Annotated in this window: 12 protein-coding genes; 8 read left to right on the top strand and 4 right to left on the bottom strand. The window is 41.6% G+C overall.

The features are described from left to right. The first annotated feature begins 229 nt into the window (after positions 1-229). The 5 genes from IGJ05_RS09155 to IGJ05_RS09135 are packed head-to-tail and all read left to right on the top strand — an operon-like array spanning position 230 to position 3,489. Entirely contained in the window at positions 230-691 is a 462-nt protein-coding gene (locus IGJ05_RS09155) for a PTS sugar transporter subunit IIA (RefSeq protein WP_005227244.1), read from the top strand. 20 nt (positions 692-711) lie between these two features. Further along, the gene (locus IGJ05_RS09150) at positions 712-1,011 is read left to right on the top strand and encodes a PTS sugar transporter subunit IIB (protein WP_005227245.1); all 300 of its coding nucleotides are present in this window, start codon (positions 712-714) and stop codon (positions 1,009-1,011) included. Positions 1,012-1,047: 36 nt separating this feature from the next. Further along, a complete protein-coding gene (locus IGJ05_RS09145; protein WP_010748700.1) occupies positions 1,048-2,439 on the top strand; it encodes a PTS galactitol transporter subunit IIC in 1,392 nt (463 codons plus the stop codon). A 28-nt stretch (positions 2,440-2,467) separates the two neighbouring features. Next, positions 2,468-2,719, top strand: coding sequence for a hypothetical protein (locus IGJ05_RS09140; protein ID WP_008376154.1), 252 nt, complete (start codon positions 2,468-2,470; stop codon positions 2,717-2,719). Positions 2,720-2,736: 17 nt separating this feature from the next. Next, entirely contained in the window at positions 2,737-3,489 is a 753-nt protein-coding gene (locus IGJ05_RS09135) for a class II aldolase/adducin family protein (RefSeq protein ID WP_266166168.1), read from the top strand. 267 nt (positions 3,490-3,756) lie between these two features. Here the strand turns inward: IGJ05_RS09135 and IGJ05_RS09130 are convergent, their stop codons facing one another. Beyond that, positions 3,757-4,944, bottom strand: coding sequence for an IS110 family transposase (locus IGJ05_RS09130; RefSeq protein ID WP_010748508.1), 1,188 nt, complete (start codon positions 4,942-4,944; stop codon positions 3,757-3,759). 316 nt (positions 4,945-5,260) lie between these two features. Here IGJ05_RS09130 and IGJ05_RS09125 point away from each other — a divergent pair, with 316 nt between their 5' ends. Further along, positions 5,261-5,551: a hypothetical protein gene (locus IGJ05_RS09125; RefSeq protein ID WP_010748703.1), complete on the top strand. Its 291-nt coding sequence runs from the start codon at positions 5,261-5,263 to the stop codon at positions 5,549-5,551. 57 nt (positions 5,552-5,608) lie between these two features. Here IGJ05_RS09125 and IGJ05_RS09120 read toward each other — a convergent pair whose 3' ends face one another. After that, positions 5,609-6,469 (bottom strand): AAA family ATPase, encoded by an 861-nt coding sequence (locus IGJ05_RS09120; protein ID WP_010748704.1) that lies wholly within the window; start codon positions 6,467-6,469, stop codon positions 5,609-5,611. A 311-nt stretch (positions 6,470-6,780) separates the two neighbouring features. Here IGJ05_RS09120 and IGJ05_RS09115 point away from each other — a divergent pair, with 311 nt between their 5' ends. Beyond that, positions 6,781-7,158, top strand: coding sequence for a DUF1033 family protein (locus tag IGJ05_RS09115; protein ID WP_005227251.1), 378 nt, complete (start codon positions 6,781-6,783; stop codon positions 7,156-7,158). Continuing rightward, complete coding sequence (locus IGJ05_RS09110; RefSeq protein ID WP_005232250.1) at positions 7,091-9,163, top strand: DNA topoisomerase III; 2,073 nt, start codon at positions 7,091-7,093, stop codon at positions 9,161-9,163. The genes IGJ05_RS09115 and IGJ05_RS09110 overlap by 68 nt, the downstream gene beginning before the upstream one ends. Positions 9,164-9,244: 81 nt before the next feature. Here the strand turns inward: IGJ05_RS09110 and IGJ05_RS09105 are convergent, their stop codons facing one another. Both IGJ05_RS09105 and IGJ05_RS09100 read right to left on the bottom strand, forming a co-directional pair. Continuing rightward, positions 9,245-10,798: a response regulator gene (locus tag IGJ05_RS09105; RefSeq protein ID WP_266167031.1), complete on the bottom strand. Its 1,554-nt coding sequence runs from the start codon at positions 10,796-10,798 to the stop codon at positions 9,245-9,247. Further along, positions 10,776-12,224: a sensor histidine kinase gene (locus IGJ05_RS09100; RefSeq protein WP_010748706.1), complete on the bottom strand. Its 1,449-nt coding sequence runs from the start codon at positions 12,222-12,224 to the stop codon at positions 10,776-10,778. Before IGJ05_RS09100 ends, IGJ05_RS09105 begins: the two co-directional genes overlap by 23 nt. Position 12,225 lies beyond the last annotated feature (1 nt).

Raw genomic sequence — 12,225 nt, 5'->3', positions numbered from 1 at the left:
TTCTTTATACATTAATTAATAGCATTTACTTTTGGAAAAAGCAAGGATAAATGTTCATCTTTGTTAAAGTTCGATAATTTTATGTATCGATAAAAGTAATTAGTTTGGAAAAAATACGAAAAGAAAGCGTTTACAAGAAAAATTAACTATTGTATATTTACATTGTAAAACACATTGTAACAAAGTTTAACAATATTTATCATTAAAGTTGAACAAGGAGGAAGAATAGGTGGGCTATACGAGCATGTTTGATGAAAGGCTGATTTTTCTCGACGTGGAAGGAGAGGATTTGAAAGAACTATTTGAAGAGATAGCCAAACGATTACAGGAACAAGGTTTTGTGAATGAACAGTATGTAGAAGGATTACTAGCAAGAGAACAAGCCTTTCCAACTGGGCTGATTACACAGTATTTGAATATTGGCTTGCCTCATTCAGAACCAGCGTATGTCGAAAAGCCTTTTATAGCGATCGTGCGTCTGAAAAACGAGGTGAAGATGAAGCAAATGGGTGACAGTCAAGAAATGCAGGTCAAGAATCTCTTTTTTCTAGGGATCAAAGAACCAAAAGAGCAAGTCGGCTTACTGCAATCGTTAATGGCATTATTTATGGATGAAGGATTTGTAAAGGCATTCATTGGGACACAAGAAGTACAGGCAATTTATCAATTAGTTACACAGTATACAAAATAAAATTTTTGGAGGGATTCAAGATGAAAAGAAGATTGATCGTAGCATGTGGAAGTGGCGTTGCAACAAGTCAAACGATCGCAAGTAAAATTGCTGGGATGCTTGAAGATGACGGGATCGATTTCCCCGTTGAAGCAGTTGATTACAAGTCGATCCAAAACGAATTGCCGTCGACAGGAATTTATGTGTATGTTGCACAGCCAGATGATGAAGTATTGGAAAAAGCGGCTGAGCTAGGTGTACACGTTTTTGCTGGAATTCCGTTTCTTACAGGTATGGGTATGGATACGATTTATGAAGAAATCAAAGAATTGATTGGCTAGCACAAAACATCCTATCAAAAGAAAGAAGTGAAAAAAATGCAAGTATTTCAAGACATTATCAATTATATTTTAGGTTTAGGTTCCGCTATTTTTGTGCCGCTAATCATTTTAATCCTAGGCTTGGTTGCAGGGATGAAATTCAAAAAAGCCTTTATGTCTGCGATCACGTTAGGTATTGCTTTTACTGGGATGTCGATGGTCATCGGCTTTATGTCAAATGCAGTTAGTCCAGCTTCCGAAGCATTGGCGAAAAATACTGGCTTGAACTTGCCTGCGCTAGATTTAGGTTGGACAGGAGCAGCAAGTATCACCTGGTCATGGTCTTATGCATTTGTTTTCTTTGCCGTCGTTCTTGGTGTGAATTTTGTCATGTTGATTTTGAACTGGACCAAGACGTTGAATGTTGATATGTGGAATGTATGGGGCAAAGCGCTGACTGCCTATCTAGTCTACTTTATCAGTGGGAGTTTACTTGCTGGGTTTATCACCGCCGTCGTACAGGTTATCTTGGAACTTAAGATGGGGGATATGTTCCAACGCCACATTGAGGACTTGACTGGTATTCCTTTAGTAACAGTGACCCACTTGATGAATATTTCAGCAGTACTTTTATTACCGATCAATGTGATTATGGATAAAATTCCTTTCTTTAATCGACGTGCCGATACCAAAGCCTTAAAAAAGAAAATCGGCATCTTCTCTGAAAATTCGGTGATGGGCTTTCTCATAGGCTTAGGCTTGGGGTTAGCCGCAGCCTATGGCGTGTCAGGTTCATTGAATTTAGCTATTCAAATCGCGACGGCAATGGCTTTGTTCCCAATGATCTCAAAAATGTTTATGCAGTCCCTTTCACCACTTGCTGATGCAATGTCGGAAATGATGAAAAAACGCTTTAAAGATCGGGAAGTTTACATTGGGTTAGATTGGCCTGTATTAGCTGGTCGCTCTGAGATTTGGGTCACTGCTATCTTGTTGGTACCTGTATTTATTGGCTATGCCATCATCTTGCCAGGAAATGCTGTGTTGCCTTTAGCAGGAATCATTAACTATTCGATCGCAGTAGGTGGATTATTGCTTACCGGCGGAAACTTGGTTCGTATGCTGATCATGGGGGTTATTTCGATGCCAATCTATCTATATGCAGCTACGTATTTGACGCCGATCTTAACGGGCTTAGCAGATCGAACCGGCGCAGTAGAAGGAATACAAAAAGGGCAGCAAATCACTTGGTCTTCGATCGAAGGACCAGAATTTCGAATTTTATTTGCAGAAGCGTTTAAAGGAAATATCTTGGGTATCGTCGGTTCCGTTGTGTTTATCGCAATGTTTGTCTGGTTGTATAAATATATGAGTAAGGTAAAGGTACCAAGTCAAAGATATGAAGAACAAGGGACCCAATCGACGCAAGTGCGTGCGACGAATGGCTAATATTTTCAAAAAGGAAAGGGCGACAGGAATGGGAAAGAGCGAAAAAATAAAATGGCAATTGCTTCTTTTTCTAGCAATTGGCTGCTATCTCTTAGCTTTGGTGACACAACAGTACCTATTTAATGTCGTAGCGATTGGTCTAGCAGTCTGTGTGTATAAATATGGCAGTCCAGTACTTTTTAAAGAATATGATGAACGGAAAAAGAAAAAAGAGGAAGAAGCAGCAAAAGTAAGAGAAGCTGTTCAAACAATCTTACGCAACAAAACGTTTGAAAAATAAAAAAGGTGGTCTTGAATATGTCAGATGGACGGATGATTTTTGAAAGAGAACGGGAAGATTTAGCACGAATCGTAAAATTGATTTTTACCAGGAAGAATACAAATGTTGCAGGCGGTAATTTTTCTTTTAAAACAACCGATGAAACTGGAAAAGAATACATTATTATGACACCAACTATGATGTCAGAAGCCTATTTAGGAGAAGTCTCACCAGCCCAGATTTTAGTCGTTGAGCCTCATACGAGAAAGGTGATTGATGGGGTAGGACAGCTGACACGAGAAATCAACTTACACGAAGCGATTTATGATACGAATCCAGCGATAAAAGCAGTCTTACATGCCCATTCTCCTCACTCAATGTTTTGGGCAACCGCCGGATTGGATATGCCTAACTTAACGGAAGCGACCCAAAAAATTGGCTATATTCCTGTACTAGACTTTGAACCTAATTGCTCACCAGAATTAGCAGAATTAGTTTCTGATTATATGAAAAAAGAACAACTTGCCTTACCGAATATGTTACTCCTCAACAGTCATGGGGTACTGATCAGTGCGCCAGGAGCATCTGGCATCGAAGCAATCCATAAAGCTTTGCAAATACTAGATACCACGGAATGGAATGCGGAAATTGCCTATAAGCAAACGATTTTCCAATCTTTAGGCTTGTTAGATGGTTTTTACTCCAAAGGGAGACAAGTAGGAACCCTTGAAGACTTGAAAAAACATACACCGATTTATAATAAAGAAGAAATTTTTGCTGGTGGTGATTAGCCAGCAAGTAATCATCTTTTTCGATTGATAAAAATCCAAGAACATTCGTTTACGAGTTCTTGGATTTTATTTTTTTAGTCAAATTATGCTATAATTTAGGTAGAAAATGAATTTTTTTGATGCATTGGCATTTTTAAAAGAAAGACTAACTATATAGAGTCAAGTGAAAATTAGCTAAATCAAAAAAATATTTTATAACAGTTAAGTCCAAAAAATGAGTACAACAAATAGACCTTTCACTATTAGATTTTTTTGATTGTTCAATAGCTAATCGGAAACAATCTTATAAGGTTCATTTTTAGTTAAAATAGCATGAATCACATAACAAAGCTTACGAGAAACAGCACCTAAGGCCGTCAGATGATGCTTTCCCTCAGAAATTTTTTTCTGATAAAACGCGCGAAAAACAGGATCACATTGAGAAGCAACTAGAGCAGCTGAAAACAAGGCTTTTCGTAAGTATGGAGATCCACGCTTGCTCATAACATTATGTGTTGCTTCGTATTGCCCAGATTGGGACACAGACGCGTCTATGCCAGCATAAGCAACCAGTTTTTTCGGATTAGAAAATTTGCGAATGTCTCCAATTTCACCAAGAATTGTCGCGCCATTTATAGGGCCGATTCCAGGGATTGTGAGAATAACAGAGTCTAAATTACTCATTATGCGCTTAATTTCTTTTTCAGTTTCTTTTACTTGGCTTTCGATGAATTTCAATTGTTCAATCATGGAGCGTAATTGAAATGTAAAAGCTTCTTGAGCAAATTTCACTCCAAAGGAGTTAGAAGCTGCTTGCTTCAATTGATCTGCTTTCTCTGGCTTTATTCGGTTCCTGCTTAACTCAGCTAAGTATTGAGCCAACGTTTCTGCCGAAATTTCTTCTAGCTCTATAGGAGAACTAAACTCAAGCAATAACTCTTTAGACGCTTTTCCGAAAATACCTTGTTTAGAAAAAATTGATGCATATTCAGGAAACACTTGATCTAGTACAGCTATGATTTTTCGTTTGAAGTCGCTTGCGGTACCTACTAAATAGGTTCGGTAACGTGAAAGTTGTTTTAACGAAAAAACATTTTCATCAGACAATACTGTTTCTACAAAGGAACCATAACGCATCAAGTCAGCAATCAAAACAGAATCAATAATATCATTTTTTCGTTTTCTGATTTCTGTTCCTTTGCGCCAGCCATCGGTTTGAAGAGGATTCACAACGTGAATCAAAAAGTCTGATTCGTGGAGGTATGAAAAGATGGAGAGCCAATAATGACCCGTAGCTTCCATTCCGACAATAAAGTCAGCGGGAGTCTCTGAATATTTTGAAAGCCGCTCAATCAGGGAATCAGCTCCTTCAGTAGTGTTAGGGAAAGAAAAACCTTTTAGGATCACTTTACCTTCTTCACTCATTAAAGAAGCCACGTGAGTTCGCTTGCCGATATCAATTCCTAAGAAGTACATACATTTGACCTTTCTAAAAAAATATTTTGGATTGAAACCCGCTCAACTGAAAAGCGTCACTACCTTGTACGAGATACGGAGTAAAGCAAAAACTTTCAACATCTAACTCATACGTAATCCACTTATCAGAGAGAGGTGCCAGTCTTTCGATTACGAGCTTCAAAACTCAAGGAGGCAACGGCATAGCCTCTCAATCCAATAAATATATTATCTCAAAATGAATGAGTTAATACCAAATTAAAATAACGATGGTTCATAGGGTTATCCAATCAAAACCGGAAGGTTAAAACCCTAACTCTAATATACAAGGAGGAGCATGAATCGTACCAAAGCCAATCTCATGAAATCGGGGTTTGTCGTTAGTGTCGTAGGGGTGGTGATGCTTCATCAGGCTCAGGTCGTTTCAAGCCAAATCAACCATCTTGCCTTAGCCGTACTATTGGGTTTAGCCGGGTATTTGCTTGTTTTTAAAAAGTTCTACTTTTTGTCCTCTCAAATTGCGGGGCATTCCGATCAGTATAATCAAGCAGAAGTCAAGTGGGGCAAGATTGCGGGAGTTATCGCCTTCTTTATTGCTCTGATCAATTTGATTTTGGTCTTTGTGTGAGTGTGGCGGAAAAAAAGCCGCCAAAAGAAATCTTTGACGGAAACTGGGTTGCTTGGCTCATGATCGATCATCAAATTCGGCTTGGTGTGCTTGAAAAAAGCGGTAATACTGCTGGACACTAGCTAACTGGGTCCACTTCCGAACATCGACGGGCGTTTGATCCAAATCATAGATTTTGGCTTCCTTTAAAGACAAAACGAAAGGACTATGGGTAGCAATAATGAACTGACACTGTTCATAGCGAACAAAATCTTCCAGTAACTGCACCAGTTCCAGCTGACGCTCAGCAGAAAGAGAATTTTCTGGTTCATCTAATAAGTAAAGGCTGTTGGGACGAATCTTTTCTTGAAAGAAGCGAAAGGCACTTTCACCATTGGAATATTCTCGGACATTGTCGATCAAGTGCTTACGGGTGAATTTGGACTGTGTGTTAGATTGTGCAAGATTGATTTTCTTCAATTCATGGTAATCGTCAAAACCCGTGAAACGAAAGTCTGCATACTTTGCTTGGTAGTATTCTTGGAATACTTCTTCTCGGCGATGATCGATCCCTTGATTCAAGTTTCGAATAGCCAGCATGTAATCAAAGACATCATCGCTGGTCAAAAGTACTTTTTCTTGCGGTTCGTCGATGCTGCCAGTAGTACAGTAGGCTAAGTAGTCCTCGAAAAAATTCGAGCGATTATACGCAGCAAAGCGCTGCGCGTGGATCTTTTCGGCAATCACGTTCAATGCGGTGGTTTTGCCAGAACCATTGCCGCCATATAAGATCGTGACCGGTTCAAAATCGATCTGCTGAAAAAGGCGGGCACTGAGAATCTGAAAAGGGTAGTAAGAATCATAAACGGTTCGTTTGATGGAAAGGAAAAAATCAAACTCGGTCTCTTGATCGGGAAAAGTGATTTGTTCGAGATACATGGGGCACCTCCTGGCAATTTCGTGGTTGTCATTATTGTAGCATATCCATCGCAGACAAATTTTTTTTACGAGGTTAAAATAAATCTTGTTTGATATTTTTTTAATCTTTTGATGTTATATTCACAATAGGAAACATCTATGCTAGACTATAGGGGCATAGAAATGATGTAATCTTAAACAACCGATAAATCGTACAAAAAAACGAGGGTTTAATGAATTTTTAAAGCAATGTTTAAATGCTGAAACTTATTCCTTGCAAGTTTAAGTAAAAGTGACTAATATGAGGAAGGAATCGTGAAAGGAGCAATGGAATGTATCAAGTAGTAGTCATGTATGGGGACAATGAACCGTGGTGGTTTTTTGAGGGATGGCAGTCAGATATTCAAGAGGCGTTCACATTTGCAACTTTCAGCGAGGCGCAGTCATTTTATGAACAAAAATGGCAAGAAATCAGAGAAGAGTATTCGTACATAAATGCAAAATCAAACTTTATGACGGCTTTTTGGAATGAAGAAGACGAACGCTGGTGCGAAGAATGCGACGATTACCTCCAACAATATATTGGACTGGCATTGCTTAAAGAATATCAGCAAGTCGTCGATGAAAGCAGGAAAGATTTTTATGAAACAACTAATTCTAGCGGAAAAGCCAAGCGTTGCCAAAGACCTCAGCAAAGTTTTGGGCTGTGAGCAAAAACATAAAAATTATTACGAAGGACCCAAGGCGATCGTTACTTGGGCCCTTGGTCATTTATTGGGCTTGAAAATGCCTGAAGATTTAAACAAAGAGTGGGCATCATGGCAGATGGAAACGTTACCGATGATTCCTAAGTCCATCGGGATCAAACCGTTACCAAAAACCGGTCATCAACTAAAAGCCATCAAACAACTGGCTCAAAGAAAAGATGTCGGGGAAGTCGTGATCGCTACCGATGCGGGAAGAGAAGGGGAGCTAGTCGCTCGCTGGATTTTGGAGTGGGTTCGTTTTGACAAACCAGTCAAACGTTTGTGGATTTCTTCGCAAACCCCTAAAGCCATCAAAGAAGGCTTTGCAAAATTGCAGTCAGCCAAGCACTACGACAATCTTTACTACTCCGCCCTTGCGCGGGCAAAAGCCGACTGGCTGGTAGGGTTGAATGTCACCCGGGCATTGACGGTCAAATATCAAGACAATCTTAGTGCGGGTCGGGTCCAAACCCCTACCTTAGCTTTGGTGCGCAGTCAGGAAATGCAGATCGAGAGTTTCCGTCCGCAAACCTATCATGTGATTACCCTAAACGTAGGCGATGCCAAGGCCCGCCTGCAGCAAAAAAATCCCTATCAACTAAAAGAACGCAGCGACGCCGAAGCATTGGTCAAGCAAATGAGTCAACAGAATGGTCGCGTGACAGCGATCGAAGAAAAGGTCAAAACAGAAAGTGCACCATTGCCATACGATTTGACCGAGATCCAACGAGAAGCCAATCAGCGTTATGGATTTTCAGCCAAGAAGACCTTGTCGCTTGTTCAAAGCTTGTATGAAACCCATAAAATCGTCACTTACCCAAGGACGGATTCCAAGTATTTGACCAATGATATGAAGGCAACCATGAAGGAACGCCTGCAGGCAGTTGCGGATTTTGCCCCAGAAGTCAAAGGATACTTGAAAAATGGCGGACAAGTGGTGCAGCAAGCTGTCTTCAATGATAAAAAAGTTACCGATCACCATGCCTTATTGCCAACGGAACAGCGGGCACGTTATGAAAAATTAACTACCGATGAACAACGGATCTATCAAATGATCGTTAGTCGTTTCTTGATGCTCTTTGCGAAACCCCATAAAAAGCAGCAGCAGAAAGTGACCGTGACCTTTGGTTCAGAAACCTTTGTATTCAACCGCAATACCGTGTTAGAAGCGGGATGGAAAACGACTTCTGAAGAAGAAACCAGTGACATAGCTTGGCAAAAAGGCAGTACCGTCAAGCCTGAGTTCACCATCCAGAAAGAGTTGACCACACCACCTAAACCGTTGAATGAAGGAACTCTTTTAGGTAAAATGGAAAAACATAGTCTCGGTACGCCGGCAACCCGTGCGGAGATCATTGAAAAGCTGATCAAATCTGAGCTGATGGAGCGGACCCCAAGCGGCTTACAAGTATCGCCAAAAGGCAAGCAGCTGTTAGTCTTAGTCAATCCATCCTTGGTGACACCAGAATTGACGGAAAAATGGGAGAAGGAACTGGAAGCCATTGCGAAAGGCACCTATTCTGCCCAAACCTTCCTTGCACAAATCGAAGCAGACACAAAACAACTGGTCAAAGAAATCAAGCAAAGCGAAAGCAAGTACCAAGATTTCTCATTGACCCAAAAACGTTGTCCCGAATGCGGTGAACCCTTGCGGGAGAAAAATACCCGTGATGGCAAGATCTATGTTTGCTCCAGTGGCACCTGCAAGTACCGTCGTCGGAAAGACCCGAAAGTTTCAAACCGACGCTGCCCGCAATGCCACCGAAAGATGGAGATCATTGAAGGCAAAAACGGCGCCTATTTCCGCTGTAAATTCGATGGGACCACCGAAAAAATGGCGGATAAAAAGGAACGCAGCAAAAAGCTGTCGAAACACGAAGAACGCCGCTTGATGAACAAAATCAATCAAGAAGAACCGCAAGAAAGCCCATTAGCAGCTGCTTTAAAAGCTGCTATGGAGAAGAAATAACTGCATGAGGTAGAAAATGAAAAAGAGTGAGGACGATTTTGCTGTCCCTCACTCTTTTTTTGCATCCATTCATTCACTCATCTAGGCATTTTTTTGACGGTATTCTTTCGGTGAGATTTTTTCTTTCTTCTTGAACAAAAAGGAAAAATAATTTGGGTCATTGTAGCCAACATCAAAGGCGATCTCAGATAGCCGTAGATTGGTCGTTAACAGCAGTTCCTTAGCTAAGGTCAACCGTTGCTCGGTCAAGTATTCGATAAACGTAGAATCAGTGGCTTGCGAGAAGATGGTGCTGAAATGTGCTGGACTCAAATGAACTTTTTCAGCAACTACATTTAAGGAAATATTGGGATCAGAAAAGTGCTCACTAATAAAGGTTTTGGCTTGATTGATGACGCTTTGATATTTCGCCATTGCAGGATTGATGGGTTGTTTGGTTAATAATGGCAACAGTTCTGCCAGAGTCGTTTGATAGTTCTCTGGCTCATGGGTCAATGCCGCTAGATAGTCTAAGTCATGGGCGTGTTGAACGATCTGGGGCAACGAATGACTGTCTCTTTTCTTCAACAATGCCAGCAGTTCGACTAAGACGAACAAACGGTACATTTGCGTTCGCTCAACGGTTCCTTGAGGCGCCATCAATTCAGCGATCAGCTCAGGGATCGTCTGTTTCCCAGCATTTGCCAGCCGTGAAGCAAGGTCGGTTTTGAAAGGATTGGTGGGGGATAGTTCCCCTTCGCGAATGTCGTCTTCATAGCTGATGATTTTTTCCTTGCGGATGCTACCATAGGTTTTTAGCATGTCACGAGCTTTCTGATAAGAAAGAGAGATACCCGAGAAGCGATCTGCTACCGGTCCGATCGCCACTGCTACTTCTTCCCCAGAACCATGAACGAGGCTTTGAGCGATCTGATAGGCTTTTTCTAAAACTTGTTCTCGGTCATGGTCAAAAAGCAAAAACTTGATGAAGCGGCTGGACACACTGGAGAACAAGACGGCATCATCTTGTTCATAGGCTTTGGTCAGCTGCTGGCTAAAGCGAGTGTAGTCAGAAAAGCTTTGATTGAAGGGGGTTTTTGCTAATAGCACACAAAACTGTTTGCCTGAAAAGCGCCGGCCCAGTTCTTCTGCTTGCAAAAAGGCTTCTGAGATCGTGATCTTTTGTTTAAAGAGGTGATTCAGAAAGTGATTCTTTTTGATTTCCATTTCGAATAAATCGTCTTCTTTGGATAATTGCTGATGAGTGGCTTGTTGTTCATCTAAGTGTTGAACGACGGTTTTGATGGCTTGTTCTAATTCTTCGTTTTTGATGGGCTTGAGCAAGTAATCGTCTGCTTGCAGCTGCAGTGCCGTTTTTGCATAGTCAAAATCATCAAAGCCGCTAACGAAAATAATGCGAACTTGCGGCAATAATTTCTTGGCTTCTTTCGCAAAGACCAAGCCGTCCATAAACGGCATTTTGATATCACTGATAATAATATCAGGACGCAGATCAAGGATCGAAGCCAGCGCCAATTCGCCATCTGCGGCTTCATCGCTATAAACGATCGGGTATTGTTTGGCAAGAGTCATGATTTGGTGGCGCAAACTATCGCGAATCAGATGTTCATCTTCAACTATGAACACTTTGTACATGGTTGGGTTCCTCCCTTTTTGGTACTGTGACGTTAATCGTGGTGCCTTCTTGGTATTGACTGTGGATCGTCAGTTGCGCTTCGCTGCCGTAGTTCAGCTGGAGACGGCGATAGACGTTATATAGGCCATAGCCGCTCTCAGAGGCGGGATCAGTGGTTTCTTTAAGGTTACGACGAATCTCCTGCAAACGCTCAGGGTCGATCCCAACGCCGTTGTCACTGATGGTCATTTGAATCTGGTGAGGCAATTCTGACACTGTGATTCGAATCATGCCGACACGACGGACAAACTTGGTGCCATGATATACGGCGTTTTCAACAAGGGGCTGCAGGACCATTTTCAAAACCTGTAGTTCTGGACTGACGGTTTGATCTTCAATGGTGTAAGACAGCATCCTGCCATAGCGGATCTGCAAAATCTTCAAGTAATCGTCCACATGCCGCAATTCTTTTTCCAGCGGAATCCAGTCTTGCCCTTTGCTTAAGGAGATGCGGAAAAAATCTGACAGCGCATAAGTCATTTCGGTTGCTTGCTCGTAACGGGCAGCTTCGATCAAAGAAACGATCGCATCTAAACTATTATAGATGAAATGTGGAGTGATCTGGGCTTGTAAGACCCGCACCTCACTTTGGGCTAAGTGATACTGCTTCAAGGCATTTTCTTCCAAGAGCCGAGTCAAGTCATCTGCCATTCGATTCAAGCTACTCGTCAGAGTCCGCAGCTCTGGGGTTTCGGGCAGTTCTGCTCGGTAGCTCAAATGTCCTTGGGATAGTTCATTGGAAAGGTCTAACAACCGATCCAGCGGGTATTGCAGATTATCTCGAACAAAGCGGCGGTTTTTATTGATGATCGCAAAGATGATCAAAAGTAACACGACTTGAAAAAGGATCAGCAGCAACACGGATTGGACCAGTTCGTGATTGGTCTGGCTGGCTAAGCTGATCTCTACTCCGACAAACTGCTGCAAAATATCGGATAGCAAATCGATCACCGAATCCACTTGGATCATGACGTATTGGTTTTGTTCCACCGGTTCATCGTTGAGAATATTATCGATCAACTGTTGCTGATAGGTTTCTAAAGAATCGAGCGTCCGAAAGGCGACTGCTAAAATATTGAGTTCTTTGGCAGTGCTGGTATTTTCTTGAATGTGCTGCAGATCGCTCCTTAGTTCATCGATCACATTGGTTTCTTGAACTTGTGCGACGGTTTTTTGACCAAAGACTAAATCCCACATTTCTTCCAAGACAATGGCATCGACTTTTTCCGATAATTGATTGGCTTCTTCAATATTGTTGATGGTGTTTTGGTAAATAAAAATCTGCCGCGAGTAAAAGACACTGCTTACTACGAGGGGGATAAAGGCGACGAGGATCATCAGTTTGTTGGTCTGCTGGAAGATGCCCTTGATACTTTTTGTTTTCATC

Source organism: Enterococcus sp. AZ167, assembly GCF_051714025.1.
Classification (GTDB): domain Bacteria; phylum Bacillota; class Bacilli; order Lactobacillales; family Enterococcaceae; genus Enterococcus_D; species Enterococcus_D casseliflavus.
This window is presented reverse-complemented; position numbering and strand designations above follow the sequence as displayed.